A 14,941-nucleotide genomic window follows, 5' to 3' on the forward strand; every position below is an offset into this window, starting at 1 on the left:
GTCAGGGGGTCAGCCCCGCTGCCAGAGTGCGTAGTGCACTTGGCCGGTCTTCTTCTCGCGGTGCAGGCGCCAGTTGCCGGGCAGTTGCAAGGTCGATGGTGCGGCTTCGCTCTCGGTGTACACCCATGCCTGCTCGTTCAGCCACTGGTTCTGTTCCAGCAGGTCACAGGTATTGGCCAGCAGGTCCTGATGGAACGGCGGGTCGAGGAACACCACATCGAATTGCTGCTTGGCCTGGCCTTGCAGGTAGCGCAGGGCGTCGGTTTGCAGAATTTGCCCGCGCGGGCAGCGCAGGATCTCAAGGTTGTTCTTCAGGTTGGCGATGGCCGCCGGGTTGCTGTCCAGCGCCACAGCGTCCTCGGCCCCGCGTGACAGGGCTTCGAGCACCAGGGCGCCACTGCCGGTGAAGGCGTCCAGCACGTGGGCACCTTCGATGTAGGGTGCCAGCCAGTTGAATACGGTTTCCCGCACGCGGTCAGGCGTTGGCCGCAGGCCTTCGCCTTCCGGCACCGCCAGGCGGCGGCTGCGCCACTCGCCGGCGATGATGCGCAGGTGGCCCTGGCCCTTGCTTTGGCCCGCTTGCGGGCGGGCGGGAGGGGTGGATCTTGGCATTAGTGCTCCGGTACCCCGAGCGGTTGCTCGGAGGGCTTTTCAGTGGGTGCTGGCAGCGGTTTTTGTGGCACTTTCGGGCCAACGGTGACGATCACCAGTTTATCGGCTGACAGGTGTTTGTTCATGGCCGACTTGACCTGTTCGACGGTGAGGGCCTGGGACTGCTGCATGAAGTCCTCCAGCCAGGTCAGCGGCAAGTTGTAAAAGCCGATTGCGCCCAGTTGGCCGACGATGCTGGCGTTGCTGGCATTGGACAGTGGGAAACTGCCGGCCAGCTCGCGCTTGGCATCGTCCAGCTCCTGCTGGGTAGGGCCATTCTTGAGGTAGTCGGCAAGAATGTCCTGCACCAGCTTGAGCGTGCCCTCGCTGAGCTCGGCGCGGGTTTGCAGGTTGATCATGAACGGGCCGCGTACCTGCATCGGGCTGAACACCGAGTAGACGCCGTAGGTCAGGCCACGTTTTTCACGCACTTCGCTCATCAGGCGGGTTCCGAAGGCGCCACCGCCGAGTATCTGGTTGCCCAGCGACAGGGCTGGCCAGTCCGGGTCCTGGCGGTCGATACCCAGTTCGGCCAGCATCAGGTGGGTCTGCTTGGACGGGAAGTCGATGTGGGTCAGGCCGGCTTTGGCATCAGCGGGCTGGGCCGGTGCGGGCAGCGCCGGGCCTTTGGGCAGGCCGGCGGATACCTGGGCGGCGATGGCTTCGGCTTCGGCACGGCTGAGGTCGCCAACCAGTGCGATCACCGCGTTGCCGCCGGTGTAGGCCTTGGCGTGGAAGGCACGCAGCTGTGCCAGGCTGATGGCCGTGATGCTTTCGGCGGTGCCGTCGCTTGGGTGAGCGTAGGGGTGGTCGCCATAAAGATTGCCGAACAGGGCTTTGCCGGCGATCTTGCCGGGGTTTTGCTTCTCGTATTCAAAGCCGGCCAGCATCTGGTTCTTGATGCGTTTGAGCGCGTCTTCGGGGAACGTCGGCTTGCCCGCCACTTCGGTAAACAGCTTGAGGGCCGGCTCGCGCTTGTCCTTGGTGCTGAGGCTGCGCAACGAGGCCACGGCCATGTCCCGGTAAGAGCCGTTGCCAAAGTCCGCGCCCAGGCCTTCGAAGCCTTCGGCGATGGCAGTCACGTCCTTGCCGGCCACGCCCTCGTTGAGCATGGCGTTGGTCAGCGCGGCCACGCCTGGTGTTCCGCCGTCCTGGCTACTACCGGCAGCGAAGGTGACGCGCAAGTCGAACATGGGCAGTTCGCGTGCTTCGACGAACAGCACCCGGGCACCTTCGGCGGTGTTCCAGTGCTGGATGTTCAGTTGGCGTCGGCTGGGCGCCTTGCCATCCAGTTCGGCCAGCGATTGCAAGGTATTGGCCGGGCGGGCTGCACTGTTGTCGGCCTTGGCCACGTTATCGGCCATTGCCGGGGCGACCAGCACTGCCGCCAGCGCCAGGGCGCGAATGCCCGTGGCCAACAGGGTTGGGCGTGGTGCGCGGCGATTACTCATGAGCGGACTCCTCAGGCAGTACATGGGCAACGCTCAGGCGTTCGCGGGTGAAGTAGGTGCGCGCGGCGTTCTGGATGTCCTGCGGGGTGACGCGCTTGAGCTCGTCAAGCTCGCTGTCGATCAGTTTCCAGGACAAACCGACGGTTTCCAGCTGGCCAATGGTGGTGGCCTGGCTGCTGATGGAGTCGCGGTCGTAGACCAGGCCGGCGATGACCTGGGCGCGTACGCGCTCCAGTTCTTCGGCGCTGGGTGGTGTGGTCTTGAGTTCATCAAGCAACTGCCAGACGCCCTTTTCCACGTCTGCGAGGGTTTTCTGCTTCTGCACGTTCGGCGTGGCCGAGATCAGGAACAGGCTGTCGCCGCGCGTGAAGGCGTTGTAGCTGGACGACGCACCGGCCACCAGCTCCTGGCCACGCTCCAGGCGGGCCGGCAGGCGGGCGCTGTAGCCGCCGTCGAGCAGTGCCGAGATCAGGCGCAGGGCATGTACGGTGCGTGGGTCCTTGGCGGTGGGCAAACCAGGCACGTTGAAGCCGTAGATCAGGCTCGGCAACTGGGTACGTACGTGCAGGGTGAGCTGACGCTGGCCAGGCTCGGCAAGTTCCAGGGGCAGCTTGGCGGGGGGCACGGCGCGCTTGGGAATGCTGCCGAAGTACTTCTGCGCCAGGCCCTTGACCTCGTCGGCGGTGACATCGCCGACCACCACCAGGGTGGCGTTGTTGGGCGCATACCAGGACTCGTACCAGTGGCGCAGTTCTTCGACCTTCATGCGCTCCAGGTCGGCCATCCAGCCGATGGTCGGGGTGTGGTAGCCGCTGGCCGGGAAGGCCATGGCGCGGAACAGCTCGAACGCCTTGGAATTGGGCTGGTCGTCGGTGCGCAGGCGGCGTTCTTCCTTGATGACTTCGATTTCGCGGCTGAACTCGTCGGCTGGCAGGCGCAGGCTGGCCAGGCGATCGGCCTCCAGCTCCAGGGCTACGGGCAGGCGGTCGCGGGCCAGTACCTGGTAATAGGCGGTGTAGTCGTCGCTGGTGAAGGCGTTTTCATCGGCGCCGAGGTCACGCAGAATGCGCGAAGCTTCGCCGGGGCCGACCTTGGCGCTGCCCTTGAACATCATGTGTTCAAGCGCGTGGGACAAGCCGGTCTGGCCCGGGGTTTCGTAGCTGGAGCCGACCTTGTACCAGATCTGCGAGACCACCACCGGGGCGCGATGGTCTTCACGCACCACGACCTTCAGGCCATTGTCGAGGATGAATTCGTGGGTGGGTTGCACATCGGCGGCGAAGGCCGCGAGCGGCAGGCAGAGCGTGCCGAGCAACAGGCCAGCGGCGCGGCGGGCTAGAGCATTCATAAGGTGTTCAACCTGTTCGGCGGCCCGCAGGGTTTAGCGTCGACGGGCCAGGAGGTGCTAGGATACTGATCCGGTTGCCTGGCGACCATGCCTGTCGCCGTTCTGGCCCACAGGACACTAAGACAAAACGTTGCGCATGAACCAGCCGGCTTCAAGATAGTCTGTTCTGCGTAGAGAGAATTCCCGATGCGCCGTAGCTGGCCCATCGCTACCCTGAGATAGCCGTCCTCCATGTTTGGTTCCAACGACGACAAAAAAGCGCCGGCCGAAGCTGGCGAAAAGAAAGGCCTGTTCAGCTGGTTTCGCAAGAAGCCGCAGCAACCTGTCGCCGAACAGCCACAAGCCCCCGAGCCGCAGGCTGCAGAGCCGGTAGCGCCGCAGCCCGCCGTCGACCGCCCTGAAGCTGCTCCAGTGGAGCCGGTGGTTGCACAGGCCCCAGCGCCTGCAACTGAAGCCCCTCGAGCTGCCGAGCCAGCATTGGCCCCTGAGCCTGCAAATGCCCCAGTGGTAGCCCCGGTCCTTGAGTCTGCACCCGCCCCGGTGGTTGCCTCGGCCCCTGAGCCTGCCCTGTCCCCTGTGGACGCGGGGTTGCCTGCGAGTGCGCAGTCTGCCGCCCCGCAGGTCGAAACCCCTGCGCCCGTAGCTGTTCCTGCCACTCAAATCATCGAACCCCCTGTCAGCAACCTGGTCCTGCCCGTTGCCGAAGAGCCCGTCGCGCTCGTCCCTGACCTGGAGCCAAAGGCCCCGCCTGCGATCCCCGAGCGCCCGGTGGCAGAGCCCGTGCAGCCTGAGCCCGAGCCAGCCCCTGTCGCCGCCGCAACCGTTACCGAGCAAGCCAAGCCCGGCTTCTTCGCCCGGCTCAAACAGGGACTGTCCAAGACCAGCGCCAGTATCGGCGAGGGCATGGCCAGCCTGTTTCTTGGCAAGAAGGTCATCGACGACGACCTGCTCGACGAAATCGAAACGCGCCTGCTGACCGCCGACGTCGGCGTGGAAGCCACCTCGGCCATCGTCCAGAACCTGACCCAGAAGGTCGCGCGCAAGCAGCTGGCCGACGCCGATGCCCTGTACAAATCGTTGCAGGAAGAACTGGCCGCGCTGCTGCGCCCAGTCGAACAGCCGCTGAAAGTGCAGGCACAGAACAAACCCTATGTGATCCTCGTGGTTGGCGTGAACGGCGCCGGCAAGACCACCACCATCGGCAAACTGGCGAAGAAGCTGCAGCTGGACGGCAAGAAGGTGATGCTGGCTGCCGGTGATACCTTCCGTGCGGCGGCGGTCGAGCAGTTGCAGGTATGGGGCGAGCGTAACCAGATTCCGGTGATCGCTCAGCATACCGGTGCCGACTCCGCTTCGGTGATCTTCGACGCCGTGCAGGCTGCCAAGGCCCGTGGCGTCGACGTGCTGATCGCTGATACCGCCGGGCGCCTGCACACCAAAGACAACCTGATGGAAGAGCTGAAGAAGGTCCGCCGGGTCATCGGCAAGCTCGATGCCGAGGCGCCGCACGAGGTGTTGCTGGTGCTCGATGCCGGCACCGGCCAGAACGCCATCAGCCAAGCCAAGTACTTCAATCAGAGCGTCGAGCTGACCGGCCTGGCCCTGACCAAGCTGGACGGCACTGCCAAAGGCGGGGTGATCTTCGCCCTGGCCAAGCAGTTCAATATCCCAATCCGCTTCATCGGTGTCGGTGAAGGTATCGACGACCTGCGCACCTTTGAAGCCGAGCCGTTCGTCAAGGCTCTGTTCGCCGAGCGAGACTGACCATGATCCGATTCGAACAGGTTGCCAAGCGCTATCCCAACGGTCATGTGGGTTTGCATGAGCTGAGCTTCCGGGCGCGTCGGGGCGAGTTCCTGTTCGTGACCGGGCACTCGGGTGCTGGCAAGAGCACCTTGCTGCGCCTGTTGCTGGCCATGGAGCGCCCGACCAGCGGCAAGCTGATGCTGGCCGGCCAGGACCTGGGCCAGATCAGCAACGCGCAAATCCCGTTCCTGCGCCGGCAGATCGGCGTGGTGTTCCAGAACCACCAGTTGTTGTTCGACCGCACGGTGTTCAACAACATTGCCCTGCCGCTGCAGATTCTTGGCCTGTCCAAGGCCGAGATCGCCAAGCGTGTGGACTCGGCGCTGGAGCGTGTGTCGCTGTCCGACAAGGGCGAGCTGTTCCCGGCCGACCTGTCCACCGGGCAGCAGCAGCGGGTGGGCATCGCCCGTGCCATTGTCCACCAGCCCGCGCTGCTGCTGGCCGACGAACCCACCGGTAACCTCGACCCGCGCCTGGCTGCAGAGATCATGGGTGTATTCGAGGACATCAACCGCCTGGGCACCACGGTATTGATCGCCAGCCACGACCTGGCACTGATTGCGCGCATGCGCCACCGCATGCTCACCTTGCAGCGCGGCCGCTTGATCGGCGATGGGGAGGCCGGGCAATGAGCACTACACGAACGCCGAAAGTTTCCGAGCGGGTTGCGCCAAAGCCGGCCGACCCGCAACCGGCGAAGAAAAAGCGCGGCGAAGACGATGACGGACCGGATTTCCGCACGCTGCTGCATGCCTGGCTGGAAAGCCACCGCGCCAGCATGGCGGACAGCCTGCGTCGCCTGGGCAAGCAGCCGATCGGCAGCTTTTTCACCTGCCTGGTGATGGCTGTGGCGCTGAGCATGCCCATGGGCCTGTCGTTGCTGCTGAAGAACGTCGAGCAGCTTGGCGGCTCGTGGCAACGCGCTGCGCAGATTTCGCTGTACCTCAAGCTTGATGCCGGTAGCCGCGATGGCGAGGCCCTGCGCGACGAAATCAAGGGCATGCCCGGGGTCGCGGACGCGCAGTTTGTCAGCCGCGAGCAGGCGCTGGAGGAGTTCCAGCAGCAGTCTGGCTTGGGTGAAGCCTTGCGCGAGCTGCCCGACAACCCGCTGCCTGGCGTGGTGGTGGTGACCCCGACCGAGGTCGACAAGCCGGCCCTGGATGCCTTGCGTCAGCGTTTGTCGGAACTGCCGCGGGTGGAAGTGGCACAACTGGACCTGGTGTGGGTCGAGCGCCTGGCAGCCATCCTCAAATTGGGTGACCGCTTTGTCTTCGGCCTGGCCGTGATGCTGATTTCTGCCCTGCTTTTAGTAATCGGTAACACAATTCGTCTACATATTGAAAACCGCCGTGTCGAGATCGAAGTGATCAAGCTGGTAGGCGGCACTGACGCCTACGTGCGCCGGCCTTTCCTGTACATGGGCGCCTTGTATGGCCTGGGTGCGGGGGTGCTGGCGTGGGGTATCCTGGCGTTCGGCCTGAACTGGCTGAATGACGCGGTTGTGGGGCTTTCCGGGCTGTACGGCAGTGACTTCGCCCTTGGCGGGGTGCCAGCGTCCGATGGTCTGTCGCTCTTGATCGGAGCGGTGCTGTTGGGGTATATCGGTGCATGGATTGCCGTCGCTCGTCACCTGAACGAGCTGGCGCCGCGATAGTTTTTACGTGCCAGCATTGACATTTTCTTCACTACGGAACTTGTACCGTCGTTCCAGGTCAATGTTGGCAGCGCCCACAAGGTGCGAGTTTAGTAAGTCGGAGGTTCTTGAATGACCACATCGTTGCAACCTGCCTATGCCCTGGTGCCCGGTGCAAACCTGGAAGCCTATGTGCACACGGTCAACAGCATCCCGCTGCTGACGGTCGAGCAGGAGCGTGATCTGGGCGAGCGTCTCTATTATGAGCAGGATGTCGAGGCCGCTCGTCAAATGGTGATGGCCCACCTGCGTTTCGTCGTACATATCGCCCGTAGCTATGCCGGCTACGGGTTGGCCCAGGCCGACCTGATCCAGGAAGGCAACGTCGGCCTGATGAAAGCCGTCAAGCGCTTCAACCCGGAAATGGGCGTGCGCCTGGTGTCGTTCGCCGTACACTGGATCAAGGCAGAGATTCACGAGTTCATCCTGCGCAACTGGCGCATCGTCAAGGTGGCGACCACCAAGGCCCAACGCAAGTTGTTCTTCAACCTGCGCAGCCAGAAGAAGCGCCTGGCTTGGCTGAACAACGACGAAGTGCATCGCGTGGCGGAAAGCCTTGGTGTCGAGCCGCGCGAAGTGCGTGAGATGGAAAGCCGCCTCAGCGGCCAGGACATGGCCTTCGACCCAGCAGCGGAAGCTGACGACGACAGCGCCTTCCAGTCGCCAGCGCATTACCTGGAAGACCATCGTTACGATCCTGCGGTGCAGTTGGAGGATGCCGATTGGAGTGATAACTCCACCAGCAACCTGCACGAAGCGCTGCAAGGTTTGGATGAACGTAGCCGCGATATTCTCTACCAGCGCTGGTTGGCGGAAGAGAAAGCCACGTTGCATGAGCTGGCTGACAAGTACAGCGTTTCGGCTGAGCGGATTCGCCAGCTGGAGAAGAATGCGATGAACAAGGTCAAGGCACTGATCGCGGTCTGATCGAGCCTGGCCGTAAACAGAGCCGCTTGCCTGGATAGGGTGAGCGGCTTTTTTTTGCCTGTGAGATTTTGGGGCCGCCTTGCGGCCCATCGCGACGCAAGGCCGCTCCTACAAGGGATCGCGGTCGCCTGTAGGAGCGGCCTTGTGTCGCGATGGGCTGCGCAGCAGCCCCAAAAAGCTCAAAGTTTGCGCGAAGTATCGAGCTGCATCAGGTAGCTGGGCCCGCCCAACTGGCTCATCTGCCGGCGAATCCAACCGGCCCGGCTCGCCACATAGGCACTCGGCCGGCTGGCACTCCACTTGATCGGGCTAGGCAGCACTGCGGCCAACTGCGCCGCCTGCTGGCGGCTGAGCCGGCTGGCATCAACGCCAAAGTGATAACGCGCTGCCGCTTGGGCACCAAACACGCCTTTGCCCCACTCGGCGCTGTTCAGGTAAACCTCGAGAATTCGCTCTTTCGACCAGAACAACTCGATCAGCGCCGTGAACCAGGCTTCCAGCCCTTTGCGGAACCAGCTGCGCCCGGACCACAGGAACAGGTTCTTGGCTACTTGCTGGGTCAGGGTGCTTGCACCGCGGACATTACCGCCGCGCTCGTTGTAGGCCAGCGCTGCCTGAATGGCTGGGATGTCGAAGCCCCAGTGGCTGGCGAACTTCTGGTCCTCGCCCGCGATGACGGCAACCTTCAGTTCATCGGAGATATTCTCCCACGGCTCCCAATCGCGCTGCAGGTCGATCGGCTCGCCATTCACCCATGACTGTACCTTGCGCTCGACCATCAGCGCCGTGCCGGGCGGTGGCACCCAGCGGAACACCAGCACCAGCACGATGCTGCCGGCAGCGAACCAGAGCAGGGCGCGGGAGAGGCGACGGATAAGGGTTGGCAGCATGGCGATGGCTTGGCCGTACGGGTGGAAGGGGCCATTATACAGACCCGATACAAGGAGTCGTCCCATGCTTCGCAGCTTCCTGATGCTTGCCGCCTTTTTCGGCTTTACCGGGGTCGCCCTGGGTGCCTTCGCCGCCCACGGCCTGAAAAACCGCCTGACGGCGGACTACCTGGCCATTTTTCATACCGGTGTGACCTACCAGCTGGTGCATGCCTTGGCGATCTTCGGCGTTGCCGTGCTCTCGGTGCACCTGCCCGGGCGCCTGGTGGGCTGGGCTGGCGGCCTGTTTGCGCTGGGGATCGTGCTGTTCTCCGGCAGCCTGTACCTGCTGACCCTCAGCGGTCTGGGCAAGCTGGGCATCATCACCCCGATTGGCGGCCTGTGCTTCTTGGCCGGCTGGCTGTGCCTGGGCCTGGCGGCCTGGCGGCTGGGCTGACCGAGTGGTCCACAATCGCGACTAATGGCGCGCACCGCCCTTGGGTTGCAGGGCGGTTCGGCGCTAGAATGCGGGCCCCAAAGAACAATGGTGGCCGTGCGCATGCGCATTCAATTGAACGGTGAGCCTTACGAACTGCCTGCTGGCGAAAGCGTTGCAGCCCTGCTGACCCGCCTTGAGCTGGCCGGGCGCCGTGTCGCAGTGGAACTGAACCTGGATATCGTGCCGCGTAGCCAGCACGACAGCACGCTGCTGAACGACGGCGACCAGGTCGAAGTGGTCCACGCCATCGGTGGCGGCTGACAGCAGCCCGGCGGTTCACAAGCAAGCCCAGCAACCTTTTCCCGAGGAACAACGATGAGCAACGTTCGTAGCGACAAGCCCTTCACCCTGGCCGGGCGTACTTTCCAGTCGCGCCTGCTGGTCGGTACCGGCAAGTACCGTGACATGGAAGAAACCCGCCTGGCCACCGAGGCCTCGGGTGCCGAAATCGTCACCGTCGCCGTGCGCCGTACCAACTTGGGCCAGAATGCGGGCGAGCCGAACCTGCTCGATGTACTGTCGCCTGACAAGTACACCATCCTGCCGAATACTGCAGGCTGCTTTGACGCGGTGGAAGCGGTGCGTACTTGTCGCCTGGCCCGCGAACTGCTGGATGGGCGCAAATCGCATGAATCCCGGACGCTGGTAAAGCTGGAAGTGCTGGCCGACCAGAAAACCCTGTTCCCCAACGTGATCGAAACCCTCAAGGCCGCCGAAGTGTTGGTCAAGGAAGGTTTCGACGTGATGGTGTACACCAGCGACGACCCGATCATCGCCCGTCAATTGGCCGAGGTGGGCTGCATCGCGGTCATGCCGTTGGCTGGCCTGATTGGTACCGGCCTGGGCATCTGCAACCCCTACAACCTGCAGATCATCCTGGAAGAGTCCAAGGTGCCGGTGCTGGTCGACGCCGGTGTGGGTACAGCTTCCGACGCTACCATCGCCATGGAAATGGGCTGCGAGGCGGTGCTGATGAATTCGGCCATTGCCCACGCCCAGCAACCGGTGCTGATGGCCGAAGCCATGAAGCACGCCATCGTCGCCGGTCGCATGGCCTACCTGGCCGGCCGTATGCCGAAGAAACTCTATGCCAGCGCCTCTTCGCCGCTGGATGGTCTGATCAAGTAAGAGCAACTGATGACTGAATCGCACGATACGCCGATCACCCCCGACGGCGAAGCTCGCCCGCACCGCCGCATCAAGAGCTTCGTGATGCGCGCCGGGCGCATGACCGAAGGCCAGCAGCGCGGCCTGGACCAGGGCGGCCCGCTGTACATCCTGCCGCTGGCCGACAGCCCGGTGGACTATGACCAGGTGTTCGGCCGTTCGGCGCCGCGCACCCTGGAGATTGGCTTCGGCATGGGCCATTCCCTGCTGGAAATGGCCGCTGCCGCGCCTGAACAGGACTTCATCGGTGTGGAAGTGCACCGCCCGGGTGTGGGCGCGCTGCTCAACGGCGTGCTGACCCAGGGGCTGAAGAACCTGCGGGTGTATGACTGCGATGCAATCGAAGTACTGAACCGTTGCGTGGCCGACAACAGCCTCGACCGCTTGATGCTGTTCTTCCCCGACCCATGGCACAAGGCGCGTCACCACAAGCGTCGTATCGTGCAGCTGGAGTTTGCCGAGCTGGTACGTCGCAAGCTCAAGCCCGGTGGCGTGTTCCACATGGCCACGGACTGGGAACCGTATGCCGAGTACATGCTGGAAGTGATGAGTGCCGCCCCCGGCTACCGCAACCGTGCGGCCGACGGTACTTACGTGCCACGCCCGGAAGAGCGCCCGATCACCAAGTTCGAACGCCGCGGCGAGCGGCTGGGGCATGGGGTGTGGGACTTGAAGTTCGAGAAGGTGGATTGAACGGCTGAGTCAGCCTATTGATGTGCTAGTGCTTGCAGAAATGCAGGCGAAAAAAACCGCCTTGAGAAAGGCGGTTTTTTTGTGAGCAACAGGACTGAGTATCCTGCGCTCTGGGGTTTCACTGAAAACTTCACACAGTCAGCTGATCATAGGGGCCTTCGAAAACTGGGTCAATGTGCGGAAGTATCCGGCATCACGTGTGTCGGCGCGGTTAACAGCCTTGATTGGATGATCCAGGTATTATCGCGTCGCTCCTGTGTGTAGATTCAGTGATGGGCCGGGTAGGAGAAGAATTCTGCTTTCCGGCCCCTTCGACATGGCTTGAGAACCATGCCGGTGACACTCTTCGAAGGGCCATCAACCTGGCCACTTCACTGAAGACTTCACACAGTTTTCGAAGGCATCGAAGCGCCAGTTAGATGCTGGAAGACTGGCCCGCCAACACGGAGGCCAAGGCATATGAAGCGTTTGCTTGATGCGCTGAGCCGCGCCTGGAAGCTTGTCCGGATCTTGATAGTGCTCAAGACCGTTCGGGATTTCTGTGGGAGCGGGTTTACCCGCGAAGAAGGCGACGCGGTGCCTGGCACGGGCTTTGCCCGTGTTCGCGGGTAAACCCGCTCCTACAGGGTAAGGCGTTAGTCCGACGGCGGTTCAACCCCTGCGATCAGCCACCACGCCAATCAACACCAGCACCACCAGCAACACCGGTGCCAGCGCGTAGTTGTTGAACTGGCTCAGCCCCTTCACCACCCACGGTGTGGCATAGATCAGCGCCGCACCGCTGCCGATCATCACCATCAATGCCATGAACGGCACGCGCAGGGCACCCGCCAGGCCACCCAGGCGTTGCTCGGCCCAGGCTTTGACATCGGTGCCGAACAGCACCAGCAGGCAGCCTACCAAGGCCAGTGAAATCTCCGACAGGTTGCTGCGGCTCCAGCGGGAAACCGTCGCGAGCAGATCAAGTACCAGATCCATGGGTCATCCTTAGGTCAAGAAATACTGCAGCAGGTCATTGAGAAACAACTGGCCCCTTGGCGTGGCCACCAGTCGATCCGGTTCGACCTGCAAAAGGCCCTTTTGTTCGGCGGCGCGGCGTGCCTCGCGCAGTTGTTCCAATGGCAAGCCCGTGCGTTGGGTAAACAGTTCGGCTTCCACGCCATCGGTAAGCCGCAGGGCGTTCATCAGGAACTCGAACGGCAGCTCGTCCACCGGCAATAGCTTCTCGCCGGCCTTGAACGGCTTGGCCAGGTTCAGGTAGTCCTTGGGCAGGCGGGTCTTCCAGGTGCGCAGGATGCGCCCGTCGGCGAAGGTGAGCTTGCCGTGGGCACCTGCACCGATGCCGATGAAGTCGCCGAAGCGCCAGTAGTTGAGGTTGTGCCGGGCGGCGCGGCCTGCCTGCGCATACGCCGATACCTCGTACTGGCGGTAACCGTGCTCGGTCATCAGCGCCTGGCCGGCTTCCTGGATGTCCCAGAGGATGTCGTCTTCGGGCAGCTCTGGCGGTTGGTTCCAGAATACTGTGTTTGGTTCCACGGTCAGCTGGTACCACGACAGGTGCGTCGGCCCCAGGTCGATGGCCTGGCGCAGGTCGCCCAGCGCATCATCCAGCGACTGGTCGGGCAGGCCGTGCATCAGGTCCATGTTGAAGTTGTCGAAGCCGGCGGCGCGTGCCATGCCGGCGGCACGCACCGCTTCATCGCCGTTGTGAATGCGCCCCAGCGCCTCCAGCTTGGCCGGTTGGAAGCTCTGCACACCGATGGACAGGCGGTTGATGCCGGTTTGCCGGTAGGCCTTGAACTTGTCCTGCTCGAAGGTGCCTGGGTTGGCTTCCAGGGTAATTTCGATGTCTGGCGCAAACGGGATGCGCTGTTCCACGCCGCGCAGCAAACGGCCAAGGGCGTTGGCGCTGAACAGGCTGGGCGTACCGCCACCGAAAAAGATCGAGCTGATCGGGCGGCCTTGCACGGCGGCCAGTTCCTGGTCGAGGTCGTCCAGCAGTGCTGTGACGTAGGCGTCTTCCGGCAGTTCAGGCCCGGCAGCGTGGGAGTTGAAGTCGCAGTAAGGGCATTTGCGTACGCACCACGGGATGTGGATGTACAGCGCCAGCGGCGGCAGGCTGGTGAAGCGCACCGCGCCGGGAGTGGACAGCGTTGCGATCATGCCAGGCCCAGACGTTGGCGCAGCAGGGCCATGGCACGGGCGCGGTGGCTGAGCTGGTTCTTGTCTGCCGGAGCCAGGTCGGCGCTGGAGCAGCTTCGCTCCGGTACCCAGAACAATGGGTCGTAGCCAAAGCCGTGCTCGCCGCTGGCTTCAAAAAGGATGCTGCCGTGCCACAGTCCTTCGCAGAGGATTGGCAACGGGTCGTCGGCGTGGCGTACCAACGCCAGTACGCAGACGAACTGCGCGCCGCGCTCGGCTTCAGGCACGTCTTTCAACGCTTCGAGCAGCTTGGCGTTGTTCGCCGCGTCACCCTTGCCATCGGCGTAGCGTGCCGAGTAGATGCCCGGCGCGCCGCCGAGGAAGTCCACCGCCAGGCCAGAGTCGTCGGCCAGGGCTGGCAGGCCGGAAATACGGGCGGCATTGCGCGCTTTGAGGATGGCGTTTTCGACGAACGACAGGCCGGTCTCTTCTGGCTCGACCTGGCTGAACTCGCCAATCGAGCGCAGTTGCACGGACTGGCCGAGCATGGCCTGGAGTTCCTTGAGTTTGCCGGCGTTGTGGCTGGCCAATACGAGTTGCTGGAAATTCATCATTCGCCTGGGAACACGTCCTGGTTGAAGCTGAGGGAGTTGCTGATCCCGCCGGTTTCGATGTTCAGGTCGAAGGTGACGGTTTCTGGTTGGTCGATCTTGAATTGGGCGATGTAGTACACCGCGCCTTGTTCGGTAATTTGCTTGAACGACAGCGGGCTGCTGCGCCCCGTCAGGTCTTTGACCGTGCCGCTGACCAACGCCGGGGTGGACTTGTTGGCCTTGAGCACGGCAATGTTGAGCACGCCCTGGTTCTTGCTGCGTACAAGACCAGTCGCTGCGGCCACTTCGGGTGTAAGCATGCTCGACGTGAATGCGCTGTAGTGCACCGTCACGTCGCCAAACACTTCCTTGCGCTCGGGGCGGGCGGCATCGGCAGCCAGTACCGGCAGGGCCAGGCACAGGCTGATCAGGAACAGGGCTAGGCGACGCATGGGGCGATTCCTCCGGTGGGCGTCAGACCGCGAGCTGGTGCTCTTGCAGGCTCGGGCTGCTGACGCGGTAGATGCCGATCTCACCTAGTAGATTAGGCCATAGCCGGCCACCCCACCCGTTGCGGTGCAGGTGGTCGACCGCCAGGCGGTCGAGCACCTTGGCCCGTCGTTCGTGCACCAGTTCTTCGAAGTCGGCGAAGGTGCAGAAGTGGATGTTCGGTGTGTTGTACCAGGTGTACGGCATGAAGTCCGAGACCGGCATGCGGCCTTTGGTCGCCAGGTACCAGCGGCAGCGCCAGTGGCCGAAGTTGGGGAAGGTGATGATGCACTGGCGGCCCACGCGCAGCATCTCGTCGAGGATGCGGTCAGGGTACTCCACGGCCTGCAGGGCCTGGGTCATGATCACCACGTCGAAGCTGTTGCTGGCGAAGTTGCCCAGGCCTTTGTCCAGGTCCTGCTCGATGACGTTGACGCCCTTGGCCACGCAGGCGGCGATGTTGTCGGCGTCGATCTCCAGGCCATAGCCGGTGACCTGCTTGCGGTCACGCAGCGAGGCCAGCAGTTCGCCACTGCCGCAGCCCAGGTCGAGTACCCGGCTGCCGGCGGGGATCCAGTCGTGGATGATTTCCAGATCGGCTCTCATGCTGTCC

Annotated in this window: 18 protein-coding genes; 9 read left to right on the forward strand and 9 right to left on the reverse strand. The window is 63.3% G+C overall.

Translation table 11 applies throughout. The features are described from left to right. Positions 1-9: 9 nt before the first annotated feature. The 3 genes from rsmD to DM807_RS12680 are packed head-to-tail and all read right to left on the reverse strand — an operon-like array spanning position 10 to position 3,450. Complete coding sequence (gene rsmD / locus DM807_RS12670) at positions 10-612, reverse strand: 16S rRNA (guanine(966)-N(2))-methyltransferase RsmD (protein WP_012274663.1); 603 nt, start codon at positions 610-612, stop codon at positions 10-12. Next, entirely contained in the window at positions 612-2,102 is a 1,491-nt protein-coding gene (locus DM807_RS12675) for a M16 family metallopeptidase (RefSeq protein ID WP_179027435.1), read from the reverse strand. The genes rsmD and DM807_RS12675 overlap by 1 nt, the downstream gene beginning before the upstream one ends. Continuing rightward, the gene (locus DM807_RS12680; RefSeq protein ID WP_012274661.1) at positions 2,095-3,450 is read right to left on the reverse strand and encodes a M16 family metallopeptidase; all 1,356 of its coding nucleotides are present in this window, start codon (positions 3,448-3,450) and stop codon (positions 2,095-2,097) included. The genes DM807_RS12675 and DM807_RS12680 overlap by 8 nt, the downstream gene beginning before the upstream one ends. Before the next feature lie 231 nt (positions 3,451-3,681). Here DM807_RS12680 and ftsY point away from each other — a divergent pair, with 231 nt between their 5' ends. The 4 genes from ftsY to rpoH all read left to right on the forward strand — a co-directional run bounded on the left by ftsY (position 3,682) and on the right by rpoH (position 7,876). Beyond that, positions 3,682-5,214, forward strand: coding sequence for a signal recognition particle-docking protein FtsY (gene ftsY / locus DM807_RS12685; RefSeq protein WP_179027436.1), 1,533 nt, complete (start codon positions 3,682-3,684; stop codon positions 5,212-5,214). 2 nt (positions 5,215-5,216) lie between these two features. Then, positions 5,217-5,888 (forward strand): cell division ATP-binding protein FtsE, encoded by a 672-nt coding sequence (gene ftsE / locus DM807_RS12690; RefSeq protein ID WP_012274659.1) that lies wholly within the window; start codon positions 5,217-5,219, stop codon positions 5,886-5,888. Continuing rightward, a complete protein-coding gene (gene ftsX, locus DM807_RS12695; protein WP_012274658.1) occupies positions 5,885-6,910 on the forward strand; it encodes a permease-like cell division protein FtsX in 1,026 nt (341 codons plus the stop codon). The genes ftsE and ftsX overlap by 4 nt, the downstream gene beginning before the upstream one ends. Positions 6,911-7,021: 111 nt before the next feature. After that, positions 7,022-7,876: an RNA polymerase sigma factor RpoH gene (gene rpoH, locus DM807_RS12700; RefSeq protein ID WP_015272155.1), complete on the forward strand. Its 855-nt coding sequence runs from the start codon at positions 7,022-7,024 to the stop codon at positions 7,874-7,876. A gap of 179 nt (positions 7,877-8,055) precedes the next feature. Here rpoH and mtgA read toward each other — a convergent pair whose 3' ends face one another. Next, positions 8,056-8,766, reverse strand: coding sequence for a monofunctional biosynthetic peptidoglycan transglycosylase (gene mtgA, locus DM807_RS12705; protein ID WP_060493015.1), 711 nt, complete (start codon positions 8,764-8,766; stop codon positions 8,056-8,058). A 64-nt stretch (positions 8,767-8,830) separates the two neighbouring features. Here mtgA and DM807_RS12710 point away from each other — a divergent pair, with 64 nt between their 5' ends. The 5 genes from DM807_RS12710 (at position 8,831) to DM807_RS12730 (ending at position 11,716) form a co-directional block, all read left to right on the forward strand. Continuing rightward, positions 8,831-9,202 carry a DUF423 domain-containing protein gene (locus DM807_RS12710; RefSeq protein ID WP_012274655.1) on the forward strand — a complete coding sequence of 124 codons (372 nt, stop codon included), beginning with the start codon at positions 8,831-8,833 and terminating at the stop codon, positions 9,200-9,202. A gap of 102 nt (positions 9,203-9,304) precedes the next feature. Next, on the forward strand, positions 9,305-9,505 hold the full coding sequence (gene thiS / locus DM807_RS12715; RefSeq protein WP_012274654.1) for a sulfur carrier protein ThiS: 201 nt from the start codon (positions 9,305-9,307) through the stop codon (positions 9,503-9,505). Positions 9,506-9,559: 54 nt separating this feature from the next. Continuing rightward, positions 9,560-10,372, forward strand: coding sequence for a thiazole synthase (locus tag DM807_RS12720; RefSeq protein ID WP_003249091.1), 813 nt, complete (start codon positions 9,560-9,562; stop codon positions 10,370-10,372). Between the two features lie 9 nt (positions 10,373-10,381). Then, on the forward strand, positions 10,382-11,104 hold the full coding sequence (gene trmB, locus DM807_RS12725; RefSeq protein ID WP_004575478.1) for a tRNA (guanosine(46)-N7)-methyltransferase TrmB: 723 nt from the start codon (positions 10,382-10,384) through the stop codon (positions 11,102-11,104). Between the two features lie 459 nt (positions 11,105-11,563). Next, positions 11,564-11,716 carry a hypothetical protein gene (locus DM807_RS12730; protein ID WP_171577240.1) on the forward strand — a complete coding sequence of 51 codons (153 nt, stop codon included), beginning with the start codon at positions 11,564-11,566 and terminating at the stop codon, positions 11,714-11,716. A 39-nt stretch (positions 11,717-11,755) separates the two neighbouring features. Here the strand turns inward: DM807_RS12730 and DM807_RS12735 are convergent, their stop codons facing one another. Genes DM807_RS12735 through metW form a run of 5 tightly spaced genes read right to left on the reverse strand, consistent with a single transcriptional unit; the run spans position 11,756 to position 14,934 of the window. After that, the gene (locus DM807_RS12735; protein ID WP_003249095.1) at positions 11,756-12,082 is read right to left on the reverse strand and encodes a DUF3392 domain-containing protein; all 327 of its coding nucleotides are present in this window, start codon (positions 12,080-12,082) and stop codon (positions 11,756-11,758) included. Positions 12,083-12,091: 9 nt separating this feature from the next. Next, positions 12,092-13,267 (reverse strand): radical SAM family heme chaperone HemW, encoded by a 1,176-nt coding sequence (gene hemW / locus DM807_RS12740; protein WP_012274653.1) that lies wholly within the window; start codon positions 13,265-13,267, stop codon positions 12,092-12,094. Then, the gene (gene rdgB / locus DM807_RS12745) at positions 13,264-13,860 is read right to left on the reverse strand and encodes an RdgB/HAM1 family non-canonical purine NTP pyrophosphatase (RefSeq protein WP_012274652.1); all 597 of its coding nucleotides are present in this window, start codon (positions 13,858-13,860) and stop codon (positions 13,264-13,266) included. Before rdgB ends, hemW begins: the two co-directional genes overlap by 4 nt. Further along, positions 13,857-14,291 (reverse strand): DUF4426 domain-containing protein, encoded by a 435-nt coding sequence (locus DM807_RS12750; protein WP_012274651.1) that lies wholly within the window; start codon positions 14,289-14,291, stop codon positions 13,857-13,859. The genes rdgB and DM807_RS12750 overlap by 4 nt, the downstream gene beginning before the upstream one ends. A gap of 22 nt (positions 14,292-14,313) precedes the next feature. Continuing rightward, complete coding sequence (gene metW / locus DM807_RS12755) at positions 14,314-14,934, reverse strand: methionine biosynthesis protein MetW (RefSeq protein ID WP_012274650.1); 621 nt, start codon at positions 14,932-14,934, stop codon at positions 14,314-14,316. Positions 14,935-14,941: the final 7 nt, after the last annotated feature.

The organism is Pseudomonas hunanensis, from assembly GCF_013393325.1.
GTDB lineage: Bacteria > Pseudomonadota > Gammaproteobacteria > Pseudomonadales > Pseudomonadaceae > Aquipseudomonas > Aquipseudomonas putida_P.

Excerpts from the sequence above, each read along its gene's own strand:
- DM807_RS12720 (WP_003249091.1), top strand. The coding sequence starts at position 9,560 with ATGAGCAACGTTCGTAGCGACAAGCCCTTCACCCTGGCCGGGCGTACT.
- DM807_RS12735 (WP_003249095.1), bottom strand. The coding sequence starts at position 12,082 with ATGGATCTGGTACTTGATCTGCTCGCGACGGTTTCCCGCTGGAGCCGC.
- DM807_RS12710 (WP_012274655.1), top strand. The coding sequence starts at position 8,831 with ATGCTTCGCAGCTTCCTGATGCTTGCCGCCTTTTTCGGCTTTACCGGG.
- mtgA (WP_060493015.1), bottom strand. The coding sequence starts at position 8,766 with ATGCTGCCAACCCTTATCCGTCGCCTCTCCCGCGCCCTGCTCTGGTTC.
- metW (WP_012274650.1), bottom strand. The coding sequence starts at position 14,934 with ATGAGAGCCGATCTGGAAATCATCCACGACTGGATCCCCGCCGGCAGC.
- rpoH (WP_015272155.1), top strand. The coding sequence starts at position 7,022 with ATGACCACATCGTTGCAACCTGCCTATGCCCTGGTGCCCGGTGCAAAC.
- hemW (WP_012274653.1), bottom strand. The coding sequence starts at position 13,267 with ATGATCGCAACGCTGTCCACTCCCGGCGCGGTGCGCTTCACCAGCCTG.
- ftsE (WP_012274659.1), top strand. The coding sequence starts at position 5,217 with ATGATCCGATTCGAACAGGTTGCCAAGCGCTATCCCAACGGTCATGTG.
- DM807_RS12675 (WP_179027435.1), bottom strand. The coding sequence starts at position 2,102 with ATGAGTAATCGCCGCGCACCACGCCCAACCCTGTTGGCCACGGGCATT.
- DM807_RS12750 (WP_012274651.1), bottom strand. The coding sequence starts at position 14,291 with ATGCGTCGCCTAGCCCTGTTCCTGATCAGCCTGTGCCTGGCCCTGCCG.
- thiS (WP_012274654.1), top strand. The coding sequence starts at position 9,305 with ATGCGCATTCAATTGAACGGTGAGCCTTACGAACTGCCTGCTGGCGAA.
- ftsX (WP_012274658.1), top strand. The coding sequence starts at position 5,885 with ATGAGCACTACACGAACGCCGAAAGTTTCCGAGCGGGTTGCGCCAAAG.
- trmB (WP_004575478.1), top strand. The coding sequence starts at position 10,382 with ATGACTGAATCGCACGATACGCCGATCACCCCCGACGGCGAAGCTCGC.
- ftsY (WP_179027436.1), top strand. The coding sequence starts at position 3,682 with ATGTTTGGTTCCAACGACGACAAAAAAGCGCCGGCCGAAGCTGGCGAA.
- rdgB (WP_012274652.1), bottom strand. The coding sequence starts at position 13,860 with ATGATGAATTTCCAGCAACTCGTATTGGCCAGCCACAACGCCGGCAAA.
- DM807_RS12730 (WP_171577240.1), top strand. The coding sequence starts at position 11,564 with ATGAAGCGTTTGCTTGATGCGCTGAGCCGCGCCTGGAAGCTTGTCCGG.
- DM807_RS12680 (WP_012274661.1), bottom strand. The coding sequence starts at position 3,450 with ATGAATGCTCTAGCCCGCCGCGCCGCTGGCCTGTTGCTCGGCACGCTC.
- rsmD (WP_012274663.1), bottom strand. The coding sequence starts at position 612 with ATGCCAAGATCCACCCCTCCCGCCCGCCCGCAAGCGGGCCAAAGCAAG.